We start from the raw sequence: 23350 nt of genomic DNA, 5'->3' as shown, positions 1-23350 counted from the left end.
CAGCAGCCCTGTCCAAATGTTTCGCGCGCGAAACATTGCGGCAGAGCTGCTGACCTGATTTTTTAAAGTTTGTTAAGGGTTTGCGCCTGCGGCCGCCAGCACTGGCAGCCGCAGAAATCCAGGCCTTAGCCCATCGACTCGAGCAGGCCTTCGCCGGCCGACAGTTCGCACTTGCCGGGGTTGTCTTCCTTGTTGAGGATTTTCACTTCGCCATCTTCCACCAGCATCGCATAGCGCAGCGAGCGGCCGATCAAACCGGCCGGAGGCGCGTCGAACCGCATGCCGAGCGCCTCGGTAAAGGTGCATTCGGCGTCCGACAGCATGGTGATCCCGGCCTCGGTGGCGCCGGTGTTGTCGCCCCAGATCGACATGACAAACGGGTCGTTGCCGGCCAGGCAGATGATTTCATCAACGCCCTTGGCGGCAAACTGGTCTTTGGTGCGGATGAAGCTGGGCACATGGGCTGAATGGCAGGTGCTGGTAAACGCGCCGGGAACCGCAAATATCACCACTTTCCGCCCCTTCAGCTTGCTTGACAGCTGAACTTGCTCCGGCCCGTCGTCTCCGATCCGCGTCAGCACGGCGTCGGGCAGCTGGTCTCCAACAGAAATCATTGCACGTTCCTCTTTCTCGTGATTGCGTTTTGGGGCCCCCGGTATATAGGGTCCGTTGGAAGCGTGACGGGAACTATTGCGGGAGGCAAGCGGAGATGTCCCACATCGTCGTGATTGGAGCGGGGCAGGCGGGGTCCTCGCTGGTGGCAAAGCTGCGCAAAGACGGGTTTGAGGGGGAGATTACCCTGATCGGCGCGGAAGCTGCGCTGCCCTATCAGCGGCCGCCCCTGTCCAAGGCCTACCTGCTGGGCGAGATGGAGGTCGAGCGGCTGTTCCTGCGCCCTGAAAGCTTTTACGCCGAAAACAACATCACCTTGAAACTGGGGCAGCGTGTCACCGGCATTGATCCGGCGGCGAAGACCGTTTCGCTGGGGGATGAAGTGATCTCCTATGACCAGCTGGCGCTGACCACCGGCTCAGACCCGCGCCGCCTGCCAGCCGCAATCGGCGGCGATCTGGACGGTGTCTTTGTGGTGCGCGGCCTGACCGACGCCGACGCGATGGCGCCGCATGTGACCGAGGGCAAGCGCGCGCTGATCGTCGGCGGCGGCTATATCGGGCTGGAGGCGGCCGCGGTCTGCGCCAAGCGCGGCGTCAAGGTCACGCTGGTCGAGATGGCTGACCGCATCCTGCAGCGCGTCGCAGCGCCGGAGACGTCGGATTTCTTCCGCAACCTGCATACCTCCCACGGTGTCGATATCCGCGAAGGCGTCGGCTTGGAGCGGCTCGAAGGCGAGGGCGGCCAGGTCACCCGCGCGGTGCTGAGCGGCGGCGAGGTTCTGGATGTGGATTTTGTTGTTGTTGGCGTCGGCATCACCCCGTCTTCGCAGCTGGCGGAGATGGCCGGGCTGGAACTGGACAACGGCATCAAGGCGGACGCCAAGGGGCGCACCTCGGATGCGTCCATCTGGGCGGCGGGCGATTGCGCCTCCTTTCCGTTCCAGGGCAACCGCATCCGTCTGGAAAGCGTGCCGAACGCCATCGACCAGGCTGAGACGGTGGCGCAGAACATGCTGGGCGCGGACAAAGACTATGTGGCGCAGCCCTGGTTCTGGTCAGACCAGTATGACGTCAAGCTGCAGATCGCGGGTCTCAACACCGGCTATGACAATGTCGTCACCCGTCAGGGCGACGGCCGGCAGGTCTCATTCTGGTACTATGCCGGCGACCGGCTGGTGGCGGTTGACGCGATGAACGATCCGCGCGCCTATATGGTGGCCAAGCGGCTGATCGACATGGGCAAGACCGCGGACAAAACCGTGGTTGCCGATCCCTCCGCCGATCTGAAGCCGCTGCTGAAGGCGTGAGGATCATCGCAGGAGAATTCCGCGGCCGCGCGCTGGCCGCGGTGGGCAAGGGGGATGCAGGCGCGCACCTGCGCCCCACCACCGACCGCGTGCGCGAAAGCCTGTTCAACGTGCTGATGCACACTGGCGCCATCCCCGGTGCCCGGGTGCTGGACCTGTTTGCAGGCACCGGCGCGCTGGGGCTTGAGGCGCTGTCACGCGGCGCGGCAGAGGTGGTGTTCGTGGACGACGGCCGCGTCTCCACCGGTTTGATCCGTAAGAATATCGCCATCTGCCGGGCGGAGGACCGCTGCACCCTGATGCGCCGCGATGCGCTGAAGCTGGGGCAGAACCCGGAGGCACCGTTTGACCTGGTCTTCCTCGATCCACCCTACGGCAAGGGGCTGGGAGAAAAGGCCCTGGCCGCTGCCGTAACTGGCGGCTGGGTGGCGGAGGGAGCCTTGGCGGTCTGGGAGGAAAGCGCACCGATGGCCGCCCCCGAAGGGTTTGAGCTGGAGGACTGCCGCAAGTACGGCGATACCCATATCTCGCTGATGTGGCGGCCGTAAAACAGGTGCGGACCCGGACGGGCGGTTTCTCCGAATAATTGATTTTCTATTTGCAAAAACACTCCTCTGGATGTAACGACCCCGTGATTTCAATCAAATATCCGTCAATTCTGGCGGTTTCAGAGGGTTTCATATGAAAACTGCAAAATTCCTTGGCCTGCTGGCCGCTGGTTCGCTGTTCCTGGCCGGCTGCGTGTCTCCTGAGGTTGTCACCACCAACAATATCGACGACGCCTCGCTGACCTGCGACGAGATCAAGACCCAGATGGGTCAGCTGGACGAGATCCGCGCCGAGGCCAAGAAAGGCAAGACCGCATCGGGCGCCAATGTGGCGGCGGCGATCCTGTTCTGGCCGGCGGTGATCGGCAATTACTCCAACGCAAACGAGGCCATGAACGCGGCAAACAAGCGCCATGAAGTGCTGGTTGATCTGGCCAAGAAAAAGCGCTGCAAGTTCTGAGCTTCGCCAGACCGATGCACGATAGGAAATGCAGGGGCCTCCCCTGCATTTTTTGTTTCGAGCTGTTTCAGGAAAGGGCCTGAATGTGAAGGCTTTGGCGGAAACCCGCAGCGCCGAGTTTGCCGGGGTCCTGATTGCAGAATAGACCTGTGGTTCAAAACAAGTTTTTCTGCAAAGGCGCGTTTCCATGCCCAAGACATTTCCAACTCCGAAACTGGTGATCTTCGATTGCGACGGCGTGCTGGTCGACAGCGAGCCGGCCTCCAACCAGGCGCTGATCGAAAACTTGGCCCGGCACGGGCTGGAGCTGACCATGGAGCAGTCGATGGCGTATTTCGTCGGCTGCACCATGGCCGGGGTGATGGAAAAGGCCCGCAGCCTGGGGGCCGCGCTGCCGGAGGACTGGACCCGCGAGGTCTACGCCGAGACCTATGCGCGGCTGAAGCAGGGGGTTCCTCTGACACCGGGCATTCCGCAACTGCTGGCGCGGCTTGATGCCAAGGGCATTCCGGTCTGCGTCGCCTCCAACGGCAGCGAGGAGAAGATGCGCATCACCCTGGGCCGGCACGGCCTTTGGGAACGGTTCCATCCGCAGGCGATGTTCTCGGCCCAGTCCCTAGGCGTGGCCAAGCCGGAGCCTGGGCTGTTCCTGGCGGCAGCCAGCCATTTCGCGGTGCAGGCGCGCGACTGCCTGGTGATTGAGGACAGCGGCAGCGGCGTCACCGCCGCGGTGCGCGCCGGCATGCGCTGCCTCGGCTATGCGCCGCAGGGCGGCGGACAAAAGCTTGCAGCACTGGGGGCGGAGGTGTTCCGCGATATGGCTGAGGTGCCCGCGCTTTTGTCGGTCTAAGGCGGATGTGCTATTGTTCCGGGCATGGAACAGACACTGCGCGCCCCTCTCTTGCAGACAGCCAAGGATGCTGAAACCCGTGCCCGGCCTGAACCCGAACCGGCGCGGGCTCCGCTGTTCATTCAGGATGCGGTGACACCCTGGGCCGATGGCACCCTGCTGCTGGCCTTGTGGCGGATGCAGGAAGCAAAGGGGCAGGACGGTACCGGCACCTGACCGGATCCGTCCTTCATCTGGCTGAAAATATCCCGGGGGTGCGGGGGCCGGCCCCCGCCTGCGCCTTAACAGCTTAGCCGTAAGTCGGGTGGAACTTCCCGGCCGGCGACAGGGTGAAAATCTCGGCCCCGCCAGCAGTTACCCCGATCGAATGCTCGAACTGCGCCGACAGCGACTTGTCGCGGGTCACGGCTGTCCACTCATCGGCCAGGATCTTGGTCTCCGGGCGGCCCAGGTTGATCATCGGCTCGATGGTGAAGAACATGCCTTCTTCCAGCACCGGGCCGGTGCCGGGGCGGCCGTAGTGCAGCACGTTGGGCGGCGCGTGGAACACGGTGCCGAGGCCATGGCCGCAGAAATCGCGCACCACGCTCATCCGCTGGCTTTCGGCATAGGTTTGGATCGCGTGGCCGATGTCGCCGAAGGTATTGCCGGGCTTCACCGCTTCAATCCCCTTCATCAGGGAATCGTGGGTGACCTGGATCAGCCGCTCCGCCTTGCGGCTGAGCTTGCCCGCCACGAACATCCGCGAGGTATCGCCGAACCAGCCGTCGACAATCACGGTCACGTCGATGTTGAGGATATCGCCGTCCTTCAGCTTCTTGTCGCCGGGGATGCCGTGGCAGACCACGTGGTTCACCGAGATGCAGCTGGCGTGCTGATAGCCCTTGTAGCCGATGGTCGCCGAGGTGGCGCCCGCGTCGTCGACCATTTTGGTGATCAGCCGGTCAATCTCGCCAGTGGTCTGGCCTGGGAACACGTGGCCTGCGATATCGTCCAGAATGCGCGCGGCAAGCGCCCCCGCCTTGTGCATGCCCGCGAAATCGCCGGGCTCATGAATGCGGATGCCGTCCTTGGTCGTGCGGCCGTCTTTCGATCTCATCAGGCGGAGCTCCATCGGGTGTCTTTGCGTAGCTATGTAAGGGGTTCCCGGCAAAAGGGCCAGAGGGGGCAGGGGCGGCATCCGGGAACTTTTTCCGCTGCGCCGCGTTACCGGTGGTGAGGGAAACTGCGGCGAAACGGAGAGAGGCAGCGGCATGGAAAGCTTCAACAACCTGATGCAGACTGAAATTTATGGCGGCAAGTCACTCTCCGATCTGGTGACCCTGGAATTCCTGGCCGAGGTGCTGGGCAGCGTTGTGGCCGCAGTGGTCATCCTGCTGGCGGGCTTTATCGTGGCAAGCTGGGTCAAGCGGCGGATCGTGGCGCTGGGGGACACCCATGCCAGCCTCGACGTGACCCTGTTCCACTTCCTGGGCAACCTTGCCCGCTATGTCATCCTCGCCTTTGCGGTTCTGTTCGTGCTGAACACCTTCGGGGTCAAGACCACCTCGATTATCGCCGCTATCGGTGCTGCGGGCCTGGCCATCGGCCTGGCGATGCAGGGGGCGCTGTCCAATGTTGCGGCAGGGGTGATGATCATCCTGTTCCGCCCCTTCAAGCTGGGCGATTTCATCGAGGTGGATGGCGAGATGGGCACGGTGAAGGACATCAACCTGAACAACACCGTCATTGCCAGCCTCAGCAACCTGAAGGTCATCATCCCCAACTCCGAGGTCTGGGGCAACACCATCACCAACTACTCGTCATTCGATACCCGCCGGGCCGAATGGACCTTTGGCGTCGGCTACGGCGCTAATCTGGCAGTGGCTGAGCGGGTGATCCGCGAGACCATCATGAGCGACAGCCGCTCGCACAGCGACCCGGAGCCGTTCATCCAGGTCAATGAGCTGAACAGCAGCTCGGTCGATTTCCTGGTGCGTGTCTGGGTCGATGCGGCGGAGTACTTCCAGTATCAGGCCGACATGAAGCGCAAGGTGAAAGAGGCGCTGGACGCGGCCGGGGTCGATATTCCGTTCCCGACCCGCACTATCGTGCAGGCCGAACCCGGCGCGCAGGAGAACGAGGCCAGCCAGGCCGCCTGAGCGGACGCGCCGGCGCCTGCGCCGCTACTGCGCGGCGATGGGGGCGCCGGCCTCGACGCCTTGGGGTGAGATCTTTGTGCCCAGTACCAGCCGCTCCACCCCCGCGGCATGGGCGCTGGCAAAGGCGTCCGCATAGGCGGGGTCGATATCCGCCGCCAGCTGGAACCGGTCGCAATCGGTGCGCTGCACCAGATACAGCATCACCGCCCGGTGGCCCTGCGCAACCATGTTTGCCAGTTCCCCCAGATGCTTGGTGCCGCGTGCGGTGACGCTGTCGGGGAACTCCGCAAGGCCCGGCTGGCGTGAGAGCGTCACGCTTTTCACCTCGACATAGCAATCGGGCAGGCCGTCCTGCTGCAGCAGAAAGTCGATGCGGCTGTTCCCGCCGTATTTCACCTCCGCCCGCACGGTTTTGTAGGCCGCAAGCTCCGCGACCTCCCCGTTTTCGAGCGCGGCGCGCAGGGCGCGGTTCGGCACCGAGGTGTCGACGCCGGTGAAATGGCCACCCTCATGCTCGACCAGCCGCCAGCCGTATTTCAGCTTTTTCTTCGGATCGTCGTTAGGCTCCAGCCAGATTTTCATGCCGGGCTCCGCCAGCCCCATCATGCTGCCGGGGTTGGCGCAATGGGCTGTGACTTCCCGCCCGTCCTCCAGCCGGCAATCGGCGAGGAAGCGTTTGTAGCGGCGGATCAGCACGGCGGGGATCAGAGGGGTTTCAAAGCGCATGGCAACGGGCCTATACCTGCGATGACGAGGTATCAAGGGAGGATGAACATGGCCAACCCCACCGCCGCAATGCTGGTCATCGGCGACGAGATCCTGTCCGGCCGCACCCGGGATGCCAACATGCATTACCTGGCGGGCGAGCTGGCCAAGCACGGCATCGACCTGAAGGAAGTCCGCATCGTCAGCGACGACGAGGCGGCGATTATCACTGCCGTGCAGGCGCTGTCCGGGTCCTACGGCCATGTATTCACCAGCGGCGGCATCGGTCCGACCCATGACGACATCACCGCCGATTGCATCGCCAAGGCATTCGACGCCGATCTGGACGTGCGCGGCGACGCGCGGGCTATCTTGCAGGCGCATTACGACACGCAAGGGCTGGAAATGAACGAGGCCCGGCTGCGGATGGCGCGGATCCCGGATGGTGCGGCGCTGATCGACAATCCGGTCTCTGCGGCGCCGGGGTTCACCCTTGGCAACGTGCATGTGATGGCGGGCGTGCCGATGATCTTTCAGGCGATGGTGGCCAGTGTGATCCCAACGCTCACCGGCGGCCAGCCGATGCTGTCGCAAACCTTGCGGGTGCTGCGCGGCGAGGGCGAGATTGCCGGTCCGCTGCGCCTGCTGGCTGAGGCTTATGAGGATTTGTCGGTGGGTTGCTACCCGTTTCAAAAGGACGGCGTGTTTGGCGCCAACGTGGTGATCCGCGGCACCGATGGCGCCCGGATCGACGCGGCGATGACCGAGCTGGCAAAGGAGCTGGAGCAGTGACCACCGACCCCCGGTATTACGCCGTGACAGAAGCGACCTGGCCGCCCGCATCGGTGCGCACGCTTGGCCCCGTGACCCTGCGCGAGGGGCAGGGCGGCGGCAGCCGGGTGTCGGCGGCAACGGTGAACGGCCCTGCGTCAGACGCGCAGATCGCTGCGGCGGAAGCGGCGATGCGCGCGATGGGGCAGGACTGTCTGTTCATGATCCGCGACGGCGAGGCGGATCTGGACGCACAGCTGGAAGCCCGCGGCTATGCGGTGAAGGATCCGGTCAACCTTTGGACCTGTCCGGCGGAGCGGCTGACGGATATTCCGGTGCCGCGTGTCACCGCCTTTTGCGTGTGGGAGCCGCTGGCGATCCAGCGCGAAATCTGGGAGCAGGCAGGCATCGGGCCGGAGCGCCTGGCGGTGATGGAGCGGGTACAGGGGCCCAAGACCGGGCTGCTTGGGCGTCACAGAGACAAGCCCGCAGGCGCGGGCTTTGTGGCCATCCATGACGGTGTGGCGATGGTGCATGCACTGGAGATCCTTCCGCACCAGCGCCGGGCCGGCATGGGCGCCTGGATGATGCGCCAAGCCGCGTTCTGGGCGCTGGAGAACGGTGCCAGCGAAATTGCGGTGCTCTGTACGAAACGTAACGAGGGCGCAAACGGGCTTTATGCTTCCCTCGGCATGGATTGCACTGGACAGTACCACTACCGGATTTTGAAGGAAGGCGATTGACCGCGATGACTGATCAGACCCAGCCCACAGCCCTTGACCTGCCGATGGCGGACCCGCTGCCGCCCGAGACGCAGAAGTATTTCGACATCTGCCAGGAAAAGCTGGGGATGGTGCCGAATGTGCTGAAGGCCAATGCGTTCGACATTGATAAGCTGAATGCCTTCACGGGGATGTACAACGATCTGATGCTGGCCGACAGCGGCCTCAGCAAGCTGGAGCGGGAGATGATCGCGGTCGTGGTCTCTTCGATCAACCGCTGTTTCTATTGCCTGGTGGCGCATGGCGCGGCGGTGCGGCAGCTGTCGGGCGACCCGCAGCTGGGCGAGATGCTGGTGATGAATTACCGGGTGGCACCGCTGGACGCGCGCCAGCGGGCGATGCTGGATTTTGCCGCCAAGATGACAACGGCGAGTGCGGAAATCGAGGAGGCGGACCGCCAGGGCTTGCGCAAGGCGGGGTTCAGTGACCGCGACATCTGGGACATCGCCAATGTCACCGGCTTCTTCAACATGTCCAACCGGGTGGCCAGCGCAACCGCCATGGTGCCCAATCCGGAATATCACAGCCAGTGCCGCTAGGGCGGCTGACGGCCCTTGCTGTCCTGGCCGCGGCGGCACTGCTGGCCGGGCGGGCCGGGGCGGTGGAGATGACCCTGCCGCCCGGCGCGGAAGCTGTGTCCGAACGGGTCACGGCGCTGGGCGTCTACCAGCTGCCGGTGGGACCTGAGGTTTCGGACAAGGTGCCGTCGAAGCGGTTCGAGGGCCGGATTTCGCGCCGCACCTGGCGGCTGGAGGGCAGCGGCACGGTGCTGGAGATCCTGGCGCCGCTGCGCGGGCAGCTCATGGCGCAGGGCTATGAGGTGCTGCTTGATTGCGCGGCCCGCGATTGCGGCGGCTTCGGCTTCCGCTTCGGAACCGAGGTGGTGCCGGCGCCGGACATGATGGTGGATATCTCCCGCTATCACTTCCTGTCGGCGGCCAAGGACGGCCGGGCGGTCTCGATCCTGGTGTCGCGGGCGGGCGGCACGGCCTATGTGCAGATGATCACTGTGCAGCCGCCCGAGGCCGCGGCGCCGGTGGTGAAGCCCGCCGCAGAGGGGAAGGCCCCGGAGCGCCCGGTGCGCCCGGTGGAGCTGGCCAAGGTGCTGGACGTGCGCGGCCATGCGGTGCTGACCGATCTGGTGTTCGAGAGCGGCTCCACCCGGCTGCGCGAGGGGCGCTATGACAGCCTGATGCAACTGGCGGAATACCTGGCCGCCAACCCGGAATACAGGCTGCTGCTGGTGGGCCATACCGACACGATCGGCTCGCAGGAGCAGAACGCCGGCATCTCAGAGCGCCGGGCGCAATCGGTGAAGGAGCGGCTGATTGAGGCTTACGGCGCTGAAGAGGCGCGTATCAGCGTGGCCGGTGCCGGTTTCCTGGCGCCGATTGCCAGCAACCTCAACCCGGAGGGCCGCGAGGCCAACAGACGGGTCGAGGCGGTGCTGCTCGCTGAGTGACTTTCTGCGGACGGGAGATGGCGAGGGCCTCCCGCCCCCGCAGGCGCCTTGGCGCCGCCAAGACCCCTTGGCGGGGTTGGGCCAGGCTCGGCGCAAAGCGCCGAGCCTGGCCCAACGGACGCGGGAGCATGGAACATGCTCTTGCGGCGGGCGGGAGACGCTGGGAAAAGCCTACATTCTCCGGCCGGCGCCGCCATGCCTGCAGGCCCATCCGGATGAGCGCCACGGTGCCAAAATGGCGGCCTGCTGCGGCTATACGGCCCCCCCCGGGGGGAAATAGAAGCGGCCAGAAAAAAGCCCCCGCGCGGGCGCGGGGCAGGTCTTCGAGGGAGGTTTTGGCCCGGTTTTCCGTCAAACCGGTTCAGGTTTTCCATTCGGACGGGTCGCGGTCGGCAAAGGCTGCGACCAGGAAGTCGATGAACGCCCGCACCTTGGGCTGGGTGAACTTGCCCGGCGGGTAGACCGCGTAGATGCCCTGGGTCTCGACCGGAAGACTGGGCATCACATCCTCGACCAGCCCTTCTTCCATGGCTGCAGCGTAGAGGTAGCTGGGCAGATAGGCGATGCCGAGGCCGGATATGGCCGCGGTCAGCAGTGACTGGCCGTCATTCACCGACAGCCAGCCGGAGGTCCGCACCTGGCGCTTTTCGCCGGAGGGCGCGGTGATTTTCCAGACATTGCCGCTGGACTGGCTGGAGTAATGCAGCAGCTTGTGATTGTTCAGCTCGTCGATCTTCTGCGGGCGGCCGAATTTCTCCAGATAGGCGGGGGAGGCGATCATCCGCTTGGTGGTTTCGGTCAGCTTGCGGGCGCGCAAGGAGCTGTCCTCCAGCTCGCCGATCCGCACCGCCATGTCGAACCCTTCGGAGATCAGCTCCACATAACGGTTGTTCAGAACCATGTTGACGGTGATGTCCGGGAAGTCGCGCAGGAAGTCGGACAGCACCGGCGACAGATGATTGACGCCGAAATCGGTGGCGACAGAAATCCGCAGAAGGCCTGAGGGCGCCGATTGCATCGAGGTGACCAGCGCATCCGCTTCGCCTGCGTCGTTCAGCACCCGGCGGGCGCGGTCGTAATAGGCCAGCCCGATTTCGGTCGGCGACACCCGGCGGGTGGTGCGGTTCAAAAGCCGCGCGCCCAGGCGGGCTTCCAGGCTGGAGACATGTTTGGAGACCGCCGACTTGGAAATCCCCATCTTGCGCGCCGCATCGGTGAAGCCGCCCTGGTCCACCACATTGGCAAAGGCCTCCATCTCGGTCAGTCGGTCCATGTTCACCTATCCTCGTTAAGCTGTGTTGCCGTCAGGTTTGCCGGGGAAATCGGGCAAGATCGGGGCGGGGGTGGGATAATTGCAGGGTTTTGCAGGGATCGTTTGCGCAGTGGAAACGGCACCTTGCAGTTCGGCTTGCCGGGCGCCTGCCAGACCTGCGGCGCCCGCCGCTTACCGGCGGCTGCCGCATTTTTGTGGATTCGTTGTGGGCGGCAGGATTGCCAGGACCGGGGCAGCCGCTAGCTTTGTCATGCTGGTTAAGCAATTTTCTGGAGGACCTGATATGAAACTGCTGATTGCGGCTGCCTTGTCTGCCTGCCTGGCGGCCCCGCTGTGGGCTGGCGGCGAAACGGTCTCGAACCCTGAGGCCAAGGTTTATTTCGCCAATGTCCAGGACGGGGACACGGTCGCGTCGCCGGTAACGCTGGTCTTTGGCCTGTCGGGGATGGGCGTGGCGCCGTCGGGGATCGAGAAGGAGAACACCGGCCACCATCACCTGCTGATCGACCGCCCGCCGCTGGGTCAGGGCGAGGATGGCGCAGATGAGCTGGCCTTTGGCCTGCCGTCGGATGACAACCACCTGCATTTCGGCGGCGGTCAGACCGAAGTGACGCTGGAGCTGTCCCCGGGCCGTCACACCCTGCAGCTGGTGCTGGGCGATGCAGGCCATGTGCCGCATGCCACGCCGATTGTTTCGGACCAGATCACCATCACGGTGGAGTGACGGTTCGGCCTGCGCCGAAGCATCCGGCTGTTGGGGCAGGTTAGGGATGTGGTCCTGAACACCCAAAGGACATGTCATGCTGACCTGCATCATCCGTTACCGCATCGACCCCGCCAAGAAGGCGCAGTTTGAACAATACGCCCGCAACTGGGGCCAGGCGATTCCGCGCTGCGGGGCGGATCTGGTGGGCTATTACGCGCCGCACGAGGGGTCCTCGACGCTGGCCTACGGGATCTACAATGTGGAGAGCCTGGCGGAGTATGAGGCCTACCGCGCGCGGCTGGCGCAGGATCCGCTGGGGCGCGAGAACTATGAGTTTGCGCAGCGCGAGCGGTTCCTGCTGCGCGAGAACCGGACCTGGCTGACGCTGGCCTCGGCGCCGCAGGGGCGGGCCGGATAGGGGAGACGCAGATGATTGCCGTGATTTTCGAGGTGGAGACCGCCGCGGGGCAGAAAGAGGCCTATCTGGAAACCGCCGCGGCGCTGCGGCCCTTGCTGGAGCAGGTGGACGGATTTCTATCGGTGGAACGGTTTCAGAGCCTGAGCGCACCGGGCAAGCTCTTGTCGCTGTCTTTCTGGCGCGATGAAGCAGCGGTTCAGCGCTGGCGGCAGCTGGCGGAGCACCGGGCCGCACAGGCAAAGGGGCGGGCCGGGGTCTTTGCGGACTACCGGCTGCGGGTGGCGGGTGTGATCCGGGACTACGGGATGACCGCGCGGGACGCGGCGCCCGCGGACAGCCGCGCCGTTCACGGCTGAGCACGCCGGCGGCGTGGTGAAAGCACCCCGCGCCGCGGGCGCGGGGCGGGGCTGAAACCGGTCAGGCTGCAGCGCGCGGGTGCGTGCCTTCCTCGATCTCCTCGGCGATTTTCGACACGAACGCCTTCAGGTCTTCGGGCTGGCGGCTGGTCACGATGCCCTGATCCGTAACGACCTCGGCGTCTTTCCAGTTGGCGCCGGCATTGGCGATGTCGGTCTTGATCGAGTGATAGGATGTCATGTCGCGGCCCTTGGCAACACCGGCCTCAGCCAGCACCCAAGGCGCGTGGCAAACGGCGGCGATCACCTTGCCGCTGTCATGGAAGGCCTTGACCAGATTGATAACATCCTCCTCGACCCGCAGCAGATCGGGATTGATCTGTCCGCCGGGGATCACCAGCGCGTCGTATCCATCGGCCTTGGCATCAGCGATTTTCAGATCGGCCTCGGCCTCGCGGCCCCAGTCGCTGCCTTCCCAGCCCTTGGCCGGCTTGCCGTCGAGTGTGGCGACATGGACCTCGGCACCCTTCACCCGCAGCTGGTCGCGCGGGAATTCCAGTTCCGACTGTTCGAACCCATGGGTGGCAATGATCAGGATTTTTGCATCTGCGATTTTGGGCATTACGGGCTCCTTTCCTGTTCTGAAATGCCAAACCGCCCGTCCGGGCGGTGCTGCAGAACAAACGCGCCCCCGCCCGGAGCTGTTCCGGACGGGGGCGCAGGGGCTGGAGTATCGCGGCGTTTGGCCGCAGGTCAGAGGCTGGCTGCCAGCCGCGTGCCCTGGTTGATGGCGCGTTTGGCGTCCAGTTCCGCAGCGACGTCGGCACCGCCGATCACATGGGCGGTGATGCCGCGTTCGGCCAGCTGATCCGCCAGCGACCGCTCGGACACTTGGCCTGCGCACAGCACGATGGTGTCGGCTGCGATCACCGTCGGGTTCTCGCGGGCCTCGCCAAAGCTTACATGCAGGCCCTCTTCGTCGATCCGCTCGTAGTTGACGCCACCGACGAACTCTACGTCCTTCATCTTGAGCGTGGCGCGGTGGATCCAGCCGGTGGTCTTGCCAAGCCGTTTGCCGTGGCGTTCGGCCTTGCGCTGCAAAAGCGTCACCTGCCGGGCGGGGGCGGCGGGCTGCGGGCCTTCGGGGGCAAGGCCAGCGCGGTGCTCTGCCGGGTCGGCCACGCCCCATTCCTTCATCCAGGCGGGCAGGTCGGTGGCCGGGCTGTGGCCCTCTTCCAGCAAGAACTCAGACACGTCAAAGCCAATGCCGCCGGCGCCGATCACCGCGACGCGCTGGCCCGCCGGTTTCTTGTGGCGCAGCACGTCAAGATAGCTCAGCACATTGTCGCGGTCCTGACCGGGGATGGCCGGATCGCGCGGCAGGACGCCGGTGGCGATCACCACCTCGTCGAAGCCGGTCAGATCATCCGCCGAAACCTCGCGGCCCAGTTCCAGCGTGACGCCGGCCTCGGCCACCATCACCCGGTACCAGTCCACCAGGCCCCAGAATTCCTCCTTGCCCGGCACCTGTTTGGCCATGTTGAGCTGGCCTCCGATCTCATCGGCCTTGTCGAACAGGGTGACTTTGTGGCCGCGCTGGGCGGCCGTCAGCGCGGTGGACAGGCCCGCAGGACCAGCGCCAACGATGGCCACTGTCTTGGCCGCTGCGGCCGGTTCGATCAGCAGCTCGGTCTCGTGGCAGGCGCGCGGGTTGACCAGGCAGGAGGTCAGCTTGCCGCTGAACGTATGGTCGAGGCAGGCCTGGTTGCAGGCGATACAGGGCGCGATCTGGTCCGGCTGGCCTGCTTCGGCCTTGGCGACAAAATCCGCATCCGCCAGCATCGGCCGCGCCATCGACACCATGTCGGCGCACCCCTCCGCCAGCACTTGCTCCGCCACTTCGGGCGTGTTGATGCGGTTGGAGGTGATCACCGGGATGCCAACCTTACCCATCAGCTTCTTGGTGACCCAGGCAAAGGCCGCGCGCGGAACGCTGGTGGCGATGGTCGGAATGCGTGCCTCGTGCCAGCCGATGCCGGTGTTGAGGATGGTGGCGCCGGCCTTTTCGATTTCCTGCGCCAGCTGCACGACTTCCTCATGGGTGGAGCCGTTGGGCACCAGGTCGATCATCGACAGGCGGTAGATGATGATGAACTCGCGGCCCACTGCCTCACGCGTGCGGCGCACGACTTCGATCGGCAGCCGCATCCGGTTCTCATAGGAACCGCCCCAGCGGTCGGTGCGCTTGTTGGTGTGGGTGACCAGGAACTGGTTGAGGAAGTAGCCTTCGCTCCCCATGATCTCGACCCCGTCGTAGCCGGCCTCCTGCGCCAGCCGGGCGGCGTTCACGATGTCGGCGATCTGCTTTTCGATGCCATCCTCGTCCAGCTCATGCGGCGGGAAGGGGGAGATCGGCGATTTCACCGGGCTGGGGGCGACGCATTTCGGGCCATAGGCATAGCGGCCGGCGTGCAGGATCTGCATGGCGATCCTGCCGCCTGCCTCATGCACGCGGCTGGTGATCACGCGGTGGTTTTCGACGTCCTTGGCCGAGGTCATCATCGACGCGCCGGGCAGCACCGAGCCTTCCAGGTTCGGGCCGATTCCCCCGGTCACCATCAGCGCGACGCCGCCGCGGGCACGGGCGGCATAGAACTCGGCCACCCGGTTCCAGTCGCCGGTCTCCTCCAGCCCGGTGTGCATGGAGCCCATCAGCACCCGGTTCTTCAGCGTGGCAAAGCCCAGATCCAGCGGGGCAAGCAGATTGGGGTACGCAGTCATCTTGAAACTCTCCCTGGCAGTTGCCTACAGGATCGGGCGCGCAGGCCGCCTTGTCACGTGCAAACGCCGCGTCATGCCCTTGCATGCCCCGGCGGCAAGCGGTCTAAGGTTCTGGAAACGCATTTCGAGGAGAGCCGGATGACACCGGAAGACATTGCCAAGCTGCCTTACCGCCCCAACGTGGGCGTGATGCTGATCAACGCCGAGGGCGCGGTGTTCGTCGGCCAGCGCAAGGACCGGTACAAGGACGCCTGGCAGATGCCGCAGGGCGGGATCGACAAGGGCGAGGACCCGCGGATCGCAGCCCTGCGCGAGCTGGAGGAAGAAACCGGCGTGGGGCCGGAACTGGTCGAGATCATCGCAGAGAGCGATGGCTGGCTGCTTTATGACCTGCCGCATGACGTGGTGCCCGGTTTCTGGGGCGGTAAATACCGCGGCCAGGAGCAAAAGTGGTATTTGATGCGGTTCCTGGGGACAGATGACCAAGTGAATATCGAGACTGACCACCCGGAATTCTCCGCCTGGTGCTGGCAGCCGGTGGAGACCCTGGTGGAGAAGATCGTGCCCTTCAAGCGCGAGGTCTATGCGCGGGTGGTGGCAGAGTTCCGGGAGTATTTGTGAGATGCCGTTTCCGAAAGTCTTGCCGAATGTCCCCGCCCGCCGCGCCGGGACGGGTGCTGCCCTGCTCGCTATGGTCTGGGCTGCAATATCAGCCAGCCCCGCCGCCGCCCTCAGCTGCCTGCCTTGGGGCCCTGCGGACGCCTATTTGCACGCTGCTGCATCAGAGAGCGCCTATAACGTCATCGCGGGCGAACTGCGGTTCGACGAAAGCCTGCTGCCGCAATCGCATGCGGACAATCCCAATGACATCCCGCCGCTGACCCAAATCCCGGCACAGCTTTCCGGCAAGATGCTGGAGGGCAAGTATTTCTCAGGGCGTGTCAATGTGCCCGCGGTGCTGGAGGTGGAATGCCTTGGCCCCTGGTGCGGCGGGATGAAGTCCGGTGCGGATTATGTGTTCTTTGCGGAGCAGCGGGGGCAGGATCTGGTGATCCGGGCGGGTGCCTGCGGCGGCTTCGCCTTTGACGATACGCCAGAGGTGCGGCGGCAGGTGCTGGATTGCCACCGCGGCGCAGCGTGCGAGCCGGCCATGCCGCGGTGACAGGCGTCATTCTGCCGGGGCTGAGGATCGGGCCGTGCGCAGCCGCAGCCGGGACTGGCCGAGCCACAGGCTGAACAGGGCCAGCAGCGCCCCCAGCATTTGATTGGCCGTCAGCGTCTCGCCCAGCAGCAGCCAGCCCAGGATTACCGCCGACAGCGGGCTGAGCACGCCCAGCAGCGAAACCTGCGAGGGGTCGATCCGGGCGAGGCCGCGGAACCACAGGATATAGGTCAGCGCGCCGCCGATCAGGCTCATATAGGCCAGGCCCAGGACATTTGCCGCGGTGAAGGCGGGCAGCTCCGGCACCGACCAGAGCGCGGCTGGAATCAGCAGCAGCCCGCCCGCGGTCAGCTGCCAGGCGGTAAAGGTGAGGGGTGGCACCGGCGGCTGCCATTTGCGCGTCAGCACCACGCCAGCCGCCATCGACACCGCCCCGCCGAGGCCCGCCAGCACGCCCAGCGTGTCAAGCTTGGCGGCAGGGGTCAGCACCAGCAGGGCAACGCCCGCGATGCTCAGCAGGGCGGCAGCGACGGCAGCGGCGCGGATCTGCGTCTTGAGCAGCACGGCCGACAGAAACACCACGATCAGCGGCTGCACCGCGCCCAGGGTGGCGGCGACCCCTCCCGGCAGGCGGTAGGCGGACAGGAACAGAAGCACCCAGAACAGCGAGAAGTTCAGCGCGCCCAGCACCATAAGCCGCGGCAGCCAGTCCAGCGGCGGCAGCTGGCGCACCAGAAGCAACAGCAGCAAACCCGCAGGCAATGCCCGCAGCAGGGCCACCACAATCGGCGAATGGCCGGGCAGCAGAGTTGTCGTCACGATATAGCTGCTGCCCCAGATGGCAGGGGCCAGCGCCGTCAGCAAAAGGGTCCGGATGGGCATCTGTTTCTCCTTATCTTGATATCGAGATAACACATTTTATCTTGACGTCAAGACGTAAGGCCCTAAACCAGTTGCCATGGATCATGTGGATTTTATTACCCAGCAATGGGGGAAAGAGCGGCCGGACTTGGATGTCACGGCCATGGGGGTGATCGGCCGGGTGGCGCGGCTGTACCTGGCCTATCAGCGCGAGATGCATAAGACCTTTGCGGAATTCGGGCTGAATGCGGCCAAGTTCGACGTGCTGGCCACCTTGCGCCGGTCTGGGGCGCCCTACACGCTGTCACCGGGCGAGCTGCTGAAGGCAACGATGGTGGCCTCCGGCACCATGACCAACCGGATCGACCGGCTGGAGGCGGACGGGCTGGTTAAGCGGGAGGTGAACCCGCAGGACAGCCGCAGTTTCCTGGTCGGTCTGACAGAGGAGGGGTTTGCCCTGATCGACCGGGCGGTGACGGCGCATGTGCAGACCCAGACCCGGCTGCTGGCAGGGCTGAACGCGGCGGAGGCGGAGGCTTTGACCACCCTTCTGAGCAAGGCTCAGGCGGCAGCCGACCAATCTGATACAAAAGCCCCCGGCTGAACCGGTGAAGCTGCGCGGGCTGGCGCCCTTGCGTCCTGCGGACGGCGGGCGGGGCGTGGCGCGGAGCGGCTTTGCCGCTCCGCGCCACGCCCAACTGGAGAGATTGCACCGTCAGGTGCGGTTTCGACGGGCGGGAGTGCCGCGACGCCCTTAGACCAGACCGGCCTCTTCCAGCAGGTGCAGCACGTGGGTTTCCGGGCGCGGGCCGATGTGGCGGATCACCTCGCCGGCGCAGATGCAGCCCATCCGGGCGCAGATTTCCATGCTGCGGCCGTTGGCCATGCCGAACAGGAAACCGGCAGCAAACTGGTCGCCCGCACCGGTGGCATCCACCGGCACAATCGTCTCGACCGGCACGTCGATGCGCTCACCGTTGTTCAGCACCGTAACCCCGTCGCCGGAGCGGGTGCAGACCACCAGCGGGCAGATCGCAGCGGTCTTGGCAATTGCGTCTTCCAGGTCGCTGGTTTCGAACAGGGCGCAGATTTCGTCCTGGTTGCCGATCACGAAATCCAGCTCGTTGCCGATCAGATTGAGGAAATCGGCCCGGTGGCGTTCGACGCAGAACGGATCGGAGATCGAGATGCCAACCTTGCCGCCGCCCTCGCGGCAGTCGCGGGCCGCCTCCAGAAAGGCGCTCTTGCCCTTGTCCTTATCAAACAGGTAGCCCTCCAGGAACATGATCTGCGCGTTGCCGGCCACCTCTTGCGGCACGTCCGCCGAACTCAGCTCGGAAGAAATGCCCAGATATGTGTTCATCGACCGCTCACCATCGGGCGAGACAAAGATCATCGACCGCGAGGTCGGCAGCTCGCCGTCGGCAACCGGCGGGTTCACGAAAGCCACGCCTTCATTGTTCATCGCATCGGCGTAGAATTTTCCCAGCGCGTCGTCGCGGACCCGGCCGATGAACGCGGCCTCCAGCCCCAGCGCGCCGGCGCCCGCGATGGTGTTGGCCACTGAGCCGCCGGGGGTCAGCACCCGGTTGCCCATCGCCGCATAAAGATCCTCGCAGCGGTCGCGTTCGATAAGCTGCATGATGCCTTTTTCGATGCCCTGCTCGGCCAGAAAGCTGTCCTCGCACTGTGCAATCACGTCAACGACAGCGTTGCCGATACCGACGAGATGATAGGTTTTGGTCATAAACTGCCCTCCTCGGGGATGTTCGTGCCGGGTCCGGGACCGGCGTGTCTCTTTCGATAGTTGCAATGGCCGGGGCCGGCCAGGCGGCGCGCCGCCCGCGCATGGGCTGCGTCACAGCGCCCGCGCCTCAAAGGTTCTTGTCCTCATACATGCAGAGGTCGCGGATCAGGCAGCTGCCGCACAACGGTTTGCGCGCCTTGCAGTGGTAGCGGCCGTGCAGGATCAGCCAGTGATGGGCGTGCTGCTGGAAATCCACCGGGATGTTGTCTTCGATGGCGCGTTCCACCGCATCGACATCCTTGCCCGGGCAGATGCCGGAGCGGTTGCCGACCCGGAAGATATGGGTATCGACCGCCTGGGCCGGGTAACGCCACCACATGTTCAGGACCACGTTGGCGGTCTTGCGGCCGACGCCGGGCAGCGACTGCAGCGCGGCACGGGAATTCGGGACCTCGCCGCCGTAATCCGCCACCAGGATCCGCGACAGCTTGATCACGTTCTTGGCCTTGTTGCGGTAAAGGCCGATGGTCTTGATGTGCTCGATCAGGCGTTCCTCGCCCAGGTCCAGCATCTTTTGCGGGGTGTCCGCGATTTTAAACAATTCATGGGTTGCCTTGTTCACGCCGGCATCGGTTGCCTGCGCGGACAGCGCCACCGCCACCACCAGCGTGTAGGCGTTGACGTGATCCAGCTCGCCCTTGGGTTCGGGCTCCGCCGCCTGAAACCGGGTAAAGATCTCGCGGAGGGTATGATAATCGAGTTGCTTGGCCATCGCGCGCCATATGTACAGGTCAGACCTTAAAGCGCAATTTATTTTGCGCCCCGGAACCCGCTAGACGGGCGTTTCACGGCGGCACTCCGGCCAGCCTGCACAACGCGGTTGCGCCGGGCGATGGATTTCGCATGTTCCGGGTCGAATGGCGGGCCTGCGCGCGGTAACCTGGCTTGCATGACTGCCGAAGGACAGAGCGATGAATATTGAAGCACGGGAAAGCACCTATCACTACGGCGTCATGCGGCGGGCGATTGAGCTGATCGACGATGGCGGAGAGGATCTGACGCTGGAACAGCTGGCCGCCCGCATGGACATGAGCGCGGCGCACTTCCAGCGCCTGTTTTCGGCCTGGGTCGGCGTCTCGCCCAAGCGCTATCAGCAGTATCTGCGCCTGGGCCATGCCAAGGCGCTGCTGCGCGACCGGTTCACCACGCTGCAGGCCTCGCACGCGGTGGGGCTGTCCGGGTCCGGGCGGCTGCACGACCTGTTCCTGCGCTGGGAGGCGATGAGCCCGGGCGAATATGCCCGCAAGGGGGACGGGTTGCGGATCTTCTGGGGCTGGTTCGACAGCCCCTTTGGTCTGGCGCTGGTGATGGGCACGGAAAAGGGCATCTGCGGGCTGGCCTTTGCCGCCGAGACCGGGGCGGAGCCCGCCATGGCCGACATGCGCGCCCGCTGGCCGCAGGCGGAATTTACCGAGGACCCCGCGGCCCTGCGCCCGCTGGCAGAGGCGGCCTTTGCCCAGAAGGGCGAGACCGCCCTGCACATGATCGGCGCGCCGTTGCAGATCAAGGTCTGGGAAGCGCTGCTGCGGATCCCCTCGGGCCATGTCTCCACCTATTCCGAACTGGCCCTGGCGATCGGCTCTCCGCGGGCGGTCCGGGCTGTCGGCACTGCAGTGGGGCGCAACCCGGTCAGCTGGCTGATCCCTTGCCACCGTGCGCTGCGCAAGTCCGGCGCGCTGGGCGGCTACCATTGGGGGCTGCCGGTCAAGCGCGCGATGCTCGCTTATGAGGCCGCCCGGGACGAGGACAACCCGGCGCAGGACGCGCGCGCCGCCGGCTGAACAGGCGCTTCAGCAGTCCGGAACGGGCGGGTTTTGCCGCCTGTTGCGCCGTGTGACGCCTGCGCGCTGCCTCAAGCTCGATTTCATGCGGGGCGAGGGGGCGGCGCTGGTGTTCCCAGCGGTCCAGGCCCAGGGTGATCAGCACGATCCAGTCATAACTCAGCAACGGGTTTCTCCTTCTTGCGGAGGCCAGAAAACCAGAGCACTGCTGACAGGCTGTTGTCAGTGGCATGTGCTAGAGTGTCAGCAGACTGTCATTGGAGCTTGCCCATGCCGCGCACCGGCCGCCTGTTTGAAATCATCCAGATCCTGCGCACCGCCACGGCCCCGGTGCGGGCGGAGGATCTTGCCGGGACGCTGGAGGTCAGCAAGCGGACGATCTACCGCGACATCGCAGCGCTGCAGGCGATGCGCACGCCGGTGGAGGGCGAGGCGGGGATCGGCTACATGCTGCGCAAGGGGTACGACCTGCCGCCGCTCAATTTCGACGAGGAGGAGCTGGAGGCGCTTCACGTTGGCCTGGCGATGCTGATGCGCACCGGTGACGGCGCCTTGCAGAAGGCGGCCGCGCGGGTGAGCCACAAGATCAAGGATGTGCATGCCACCGCCGACTGGCTGCAGGTGGCCCCCTGGGGCGCACCGCTGGATGACCCGGAGCAGGGCTGTGTCTCCAAGGCGCTGCTGCGCCAGGCGGTGCGGGAAAGCCGCAAGCTGCAGCTCACCTACCTCAGCCCGGACAGCGGCGAGAGCTGCCGCACCCTGCGGCCGCTGGCGCTGATCTACCATATCGACTGCACCATGCTCGCGGCCTGGTGCGAGCTGCGCGGCGGTTTCCGCCACTTCCGCACCGACCGGATGCTGGCAGCGGACGTGCTGGAAGACGGGTTTGCGCCTGAGGCCGGGGCCTTGCGCAAACTGTGGATGGAACAGGAAGGCTGGAACTTCGCCTTTGCGCCGTAAAATGCGGTGTTAACGCGGATTTTGCGCGGTATTTCGCCGAAACTGCAAGACCGTGTCTTGAGTAGCCGCGGCACCGGCACGATATTCGTGCGGACCGCCGGGCATCGCCCGGACCTTAGAAAGCAGAAGGCAATTTGATGATGCAGATGAAACTCACCACGGCTGGTATTGTCGCCGCAGCACTGGGCCTGAGCGCCTGTACCGATCCCGCAACCGTCGGCACGCCGGGCAGCAACACCCAGAAGGGCGCAGTCCTGGGCGGCATCATCGGCGCGGGCGTCGGTGCGATTGCCAATGATTCCGACCGCGGCCTTGGGGCTGCAACCGGGGCGCTGGTCGGTGCCGCGGCCGGCAGCGTGATCGGCAACCAGCTCGACGCGCAGGAGCGCGAGCTGCGCCAGACGCTGGCCAATGACTCGATCACCATCGTCAACACCGGCGACCGGCTGATCCTGTCCTTCCCGAACGATCTGACCTTTGCCACCGACAGCGCCGCGGTTGCGCCGGCGGTGCAGGCCGACCTGCGCCGGGTCGCCGACAGCCTGGTGCGCTACCCCAACAGCGCCATCCAGGTGATCGGCCACACCGACAGCGATGGCGACGCCGGTTACAACCAGGGCCTGTCGGAGCGCCGCGCCAACGCAGTGGCCAGCCATATCCAAGCAGGCGGCGTGCCCTATCACCGGATGCGGATCATCGGCCGCGGCGAGTCGCAGCCGGTGGCCTCCAACCTGACGCCGGAGGGCAAGGCCCGCAACCGCCGCGTCGAAGTTGTGGTTATCCCGCAGGCGGCCTGATCCGGTTGCCGGCGGCAAAATGCGCAGCCCGTCCCCCAGCGGGGCGGGCTGTTTTTGTGTCTGCGGCAGCGCCGGTTCGCGTAACGCTGCACATTGCCTGCGCGGCCATTGCTGTTTCATGCTGCGGGCCGCCGCATACATGATGGATGAAACACAGACGCGAACAGAAGGATTTCCCCATGGCTGACCCTGTACTGCTCACCATTTCCGGATCGCTGCGCCGCGAGGCCACCAACCGCAAGCTGCTGGCAGAGGCAGTCCGGGTGTTCGGACCCGCGTCGGTGGTAGAGGCGGACCTGAACCTGCCGCTCTATGATGGCGACGCCGAGGCGGCAGACGGCATTCCCCCCGCAGTGCAAAAGCTGGCCGATCAGATCGCGGCGTCGGATGCGGTGGTGATCTCCACCCCGGAATACAACAAGGGGCCGTCCGGCGTGCTGAAGAACGCGCTGGACTGGGTGAGCCGCACCGAGGGCAATCCTTGGGCGGATAAGCCTGTTGCAGTGATGTCGGCCGCAGCCGGACGGGCCGGCGGCGAGCAGGCGCAGGCGCTGCTGCGCAGCTTCCTGGTGCCGTTCCAGCCGCGGGTGCTGTCGGGTCCAGCGGTGCATCTGGCAGGCTCCAGCAAGGAATTCGATGAAGCCGGGCGGCTGACAAGCGAGCAGTATGAGGCCACGCTGACCAAGCTTATGCAGAAGCTGCGTTCGGAACTGACCCGCTGAGGCCGGGGGCGGGCGGCGGCGTGCTCCCGCGCCCCAAGCTGCCCTGGCGGGCAGATTAGGGGCTTGGGCCTGGCGCCGCTGCGCGG

At 65.2% G+C, this 23350-nt stretch carries 29 protein-coding genes; 20 read left to right on the top strand and 9 right to left on the bottom strand.

Annotated features, from left to right (window positions below; all coding sequences use genetic code 11):
* Nucleotides 1-125 precede the first annotated feature (125 nt).
* Entirely contained in the window at nt 126-614 is a 489-nt protein-coding gene (locus R2C4_RS15205) for a peroxiredoxin (RefSeq protein ID WP_141891298.1), read from the bottom strand.
* Nucleotides 615-709: 95 nt separating this feature from the next.
* Here R2C4_RS15205 and R2C4_RS15200 point away from each other — a divergent pair, with 95 nt between their 5' ends.
* The 5 genes from R2C4_RS15200 to R2C4_RS15180 all read left to right on the top strand — a co-directional run bounded on the left by R2C4_RS15200 (nt 710) and on the right by R2C4_RS15180 (nt 3995).
* Complete coding sequence (locus tag R2C4_RS15200; RefSeq protein ID WP_141891297.1) at nt 710-1921, top strand: NAD(P)/FAD-dependent oxidoreductase; 1212 nt, start codon at nt 710-712, stop codon at nt 1919-1921.
* Nucleotides 1918-2469: a 16S rRNA (guanine(966)-N(2))-methyltransferase RsmD gene (gene rsmD, locus R2C4_RS15195; protein WP_141891296.1), complete on the top strand. Its 552-nt coding sequence runs from the start codon at nt 1918-1920 to the stop codon at nt 2467-2469. Before R2C4_RS15200 ends, rsmD begins: the two co-directional genes overlap by 4 nt.
* A 133-nt stretch (nt 2470-2602) precedes the next feature.
* Nucleotides 2603-2929 (top strand): YgdI/YgdR family lipoprotein, encoded by a 327-nt coding sequence (locus R2C4_RS15190; protein WP_141891295.1) that lies wholly within the window; start codon nt 2603-2605, stop codon nt 2927-2929.
* Between the two features lie 187 nt (nt 2930-3116).
* Nucleotides 3117-3779, top strand: coding sequence for an HAD family hydrolase (locus R2C4_RS15185; RefSeq protein ID WP_141891294.1), 663 nt, complete (start codon nt 3117-3119; stop codon nt 3777-3779).
* A gap of 24 nt (nt 3780-3803) precedes the next feature.
* Entirely contained in the window at nt 3804-3995 is a 192-nt protein-coding gene (locus tag R2C4_RS15180) for a hypothetical protein (RefSeq protein WP_141891293.1), read from the top strand.
* 73 nt (nt 3996-4068) lie between these two features.
* On the opposite strand, the gene map is transcribed toward R2C4_RS15180, so the two are convergent.
* A complete protein-coding gene (map, locus tag R2C4_RS15175; protein WP_141891292.1) occupies nt 4069-4878 on the bottom strand; it encodes a type I methionyl aminopeptidase in 810 nt (269 codons plus the stop codon).
* A gap of 154 nt (nt 4879-5032) precedes the next feature.
* On the opposite strand from map, the gene R2C4_RS15170 reads away from it, so the two are divergent.
* The gene (locus R2C4_RS15170) at nt 5033-5920 is read left to right on the top strand and encodes a mechanosensitive ion channel family protein (RefSeq protein ID WP_141891291.1); all 888 of its coding nucleotides are present in this window, start codon (nt 5033-5035) and stop codon (nt 5918-5920) included.
* 24 nt (nt 5921-5944) lie between these two features.
* Here R2C4_RS15170 and sfsA read toward each other — a convergent pair whose 3' ends face one another.
* Nucleotides 5945-6646, bottom strand: coding sequence for a DNA/RNA nuclease SfsA (sfsA, locus tag R2C4_RS15165; protein WP_141891290.1), 702 nt, complete (start codon nt 6644-6646; stop codon nt 5945-5947).
* Nucleotides 6647-6694: 48 nt separating this feature from the next.
* Here sfsA and R2C4_RS15160 point away from each other — a divergent pair, with 48 nt between their 5' ends.
* The 4 genes from R2C4_RS15160 to R2C4_RS15145 are packed head-to-tail and all read left to right on the top strand — an operon-like array spanning nt 6695 to nt 9640.
* Nucleotides 6695-7417 (top strand): competence/damage-inducible protein A, encoded by a 723-nt coding sequence (locus R2C4_RS15160; RefSeq protein WP_141891289.1) that lies wholly within the window; start codon nt 6695-6697, stop codon nt 7415-7417.
* Complete coding sequence (locus R2C4_RS15155) at nt 7414-8139, top strand: GNAT family N-acetyltransferase (RefSeq protein WP_141891288.1); 726 nt, start codon at nt 7414-7416, stop codon at nt 8137-8139. The genes R2C4_RS15160 and R2C4_RS15155 overlap by 4 nt, the downstream gene beginning before the upstream one ends.
* Nucleotides 8140-8144: 5 nt before the next feature.
* Complete coding sequence (locus R2C4_RS15150) at nt 8145-8717, top strand: peroxidase-related enzyme (protein WP_039949469.1); 573 nt, start codon at nt 8145-8147, stop codon at nt 8715-8717.
* On the top strand, nt 8708-9640 hold the full coding sequence (locus R2C4_RS15145; RefSeq protein WP_141891287.1) for an OmpA family protein: 933 nt from the start codon (nt 8708-8710) through the stop codon (nt 9638-9640). The genes R2C4_RS15150 and R2C4_RS15145 overlap by 10 nt, the downstream gene beginning before the upstream one ends.
* A 361-nt stretch (nt 9641-10001) precedes the next feature.
* Here R2C4_RS15145 and R2C4_RS15140 read toward each other — a convergent pair whose 3' ends face one another.
* A complete protein-coding gene (locus tag R2C4_RS15140; RefSeq protein ID WP_058284926.1) occupies nt 10002-10913 on the bottom strand; it encodes a LysR family transcriptional regulator in 912 nt (303 codons plus the stop codon).
* Nucleotides 10914-11196: 283 nt separating this feature from the next.
* Between R2C4_RS15140 and R2C4_RS15135 the strand changes: the two genes are divergently transcribed.
* The 3 genes from R2C4_RS15135 to R2C4_RS15125 all read left to right on the top strand — a co-directional run bounded on the left by R2C4_RS15135 (nt 11197) and on the right by R2C4_RS15125 (nt 12393).
* Nucleotides 11197-11637, top strand: coding sequence for a DUF4399 domain-containing protein (locus tag R2C4_RS15135; protein ID WP_141891286.1), 441 nt, complete (start codon nt 11197-11199; stop codon nt 11635-11637).
* 76 nt (nt 11638-11713) lie between these two features.
* Nucleotides 11714-12037 carry an NIPSNAP family protein gene (locus R2C4_RS15130; protein WP_141891285.1) on the top strand — a complete coding sequence of 108 codons (324 nt, stop codon included), beginning with the start codon at nt 11714-11716 and terminating at the stop codon, nt 12035-12037.
* Nucleotides 12038-12048: 11 nt separating this feature from the next.
* Nucleotides 12049-12393 carry an antibiotic biosynthesis monooxygenase family protein gene (locus R2C4_RS15125; protein WP_141891284.1) on the top strand — a complete coding sequence of 115 codons (345 nt, stop codon included), beginning with the start codon at nt 12049-12051 and terminating at the stop codon, nt 12391-12393.
* Between the two features lie 61 nt (nt 12394-12454).
* Here the strand turns inward: R2C4_RS15125 and R2C4_RS15120 are convergent, their stop codons facing one another.
* Complete coding sequence (locus R2C4_RS15120) at nt 12455-13015, bottom strand: type 1 glutamine amidotransferase domain-containing protein (protein WP_141891283.1); 561 nt, start codon at nt 13013-13015, stop codon at nt 12455-12457.
* A 131-nt stretch (nt 13016-13146) separates the two neighbouring features.
* On the bottom strand, nt 13147-15174 hold the full coding sequence (locus R2C4_RS15115) for an NADPH-dependent 2,4-dienoyl-CoA reductase (protein ID WP_141891282.1): 2028 nt from the start codon (nt 15172-15174) through the stop codon (nt 13147-13149).
* A gap of 138 nt (nt 15175-15312) precedes the next feature.
* Between R2C4_RS15115 and R2C4_RS15110 the strand changes: the two genes are divergently transcribed.
* Complete coding sequence (locus tag R2C4_RS15110; protein ID WP_058284932.1) at nt 15313-15795, top strand: RNA pyrophosphohydrolase; 483 nt, start codon at nt 15313-15315, stop codon at nt 15793-15795.
* A gap of 145 nt (nt 15796-15940) precedes the next feature.
* Complete coding sequence (locus R2C4_RS15105; RefSeq protein WP_141891281.1) at nt 15941-16336, top strand: hypothetical protein; 396 nt, start codon at nt 15941-15943, stop codon at nt 16334-16336.
* Nucleotides 16337-16342: 6 nt separating this feature from the next.
* On the opposite strand, the gene R2C4_RS15100 is transcribed toward R2C4_RS15105, so the two are convergent.
* Nucleotides 16343-17218 (bottom strand): EamA family transporter, encoded by an 876-nt coding sequence (locus tag R2C4_RS15100; RefSeq protein WP_141891280.1) that lies wholly within the window; start codon nt 17216-17218, stop codon nt 16343-16345.
* Nucleotides 17219-17294: 76 nt separating this feature from the next.
* On the opposite strand from R2C4_RS15100, the gene R2C4_RS15095 reads away from it, so the two are divergent.
* A complete protein-coding gene (locus R2C4_RS15095) occupies nt 17295-17801 on the top strand; it encodes a MarR family winged helix-turn-helix transcriptional regulator (RefSeq protein ID WP_058284935.1) in 507 nt (168 codons plus the stop codon).
* A 150-nt stretch (nt 17802-17951) separates the two neighbouring features.
* On the opposite strand, the gene R2C4_RS15090 is transcribed toward R2C4_RS15095, so the two are convergent.
* Together R2C4_RS15090 and nth are read right to left on the bottom strand one after the other, a co-directional pair.
* Nucleotides 17952-18944 carry an adenosine kinase gene (locus R2C4_RS15090; protein ID WP_141891279.1) on the bottom strand — a complete coding sequence of 331 codons (993 nt, stop codon included), beginning with the start codon at nt 18942-18944 and terminating at the stop codon, nt 17952-17954.
* A gap of 127 nt (nt 18945-19071) precedes the next feature.
* Complete coding sequence (gene nth, locus R2C4_RS15085) at nt 19072-19716, bottom strand: endonuclease III (protein WP_141891278.1); 645 nt, start codon at nt 19714-19716, stop codon at nt 19072-19074.
* 199 nt (nt 19717-19915) lie between these two features.
* On the opposite strand from nth, the gene R2C4_RS15080 reads away from it, so the two are divergent.
* From R2C4_RS15080 to R2C4_RS15065, 4 genes are all read left to right on the top strand, one after another.
* Nucleotides 19916-20785 carry a methylated-DNA--[protein]-cysteine S-methyltransferase gene (locus tag R2C4_RS15080; protein WP_141891277.1) on the top strand — a complete coding sequence of 290 codons (870 nt, stop codon included), beginning with the start codon at nt 19916-19918 and terminating at the stop codon, nt 20783-20785.
* A gap of 270 nt (nt 20786-21055) precedes the next feature.
* The gene (locus R2C4_RS15075) at nt 21056-21745 is read left to right on the top strand and encodes a helix-turn-helix transcriptional regulator (RefSeq protein WP_058284939.1); all 690 of its coding nucleotides are present in this window, start codon (nt 21056-21058) and stop codon (nt 21743-21745) included.
* Nucleotides 21746-21882: 137 nt separating this feature from the next.
* Complete coding sequence (locus R2C4_RS15070; protein WP_008555334.1) at nt 21883-22542, top strand: YiaD family glycine zipper/OmpA-like lipoprotein; 660 nt, start codon at nt 21883-21885, stop codon at nt 22540-22542.
* 179 nt (nt 22543-22721) lie between these two features.
* A complete protein-coding gene (locus tag R2C4_RS15065; RefSeq protein WP_141891276.1) occupies nt 22722-23264 on the top strand; it encodes an NADPH-dependent FMN reductase in 543 nt (180 codons plus the stop codon).
* Nucleotides 23265-23350 lie beyond the last annotated feature (86 nt).

The organism is Leisingera aquaemixtae (assembly GCF_006740765.1).
GTDB lineage: Bacteria > Pseudomonadota > Alphaproteobacteria > Rhodobacterales > Rhodobacteraceae > Leisingera > Leisingera aquaemixtae.
Note: the sequence above shows the minus strand (reverse complement) of the source record. Positions and strands in the feature narration are given on the sequence as shown.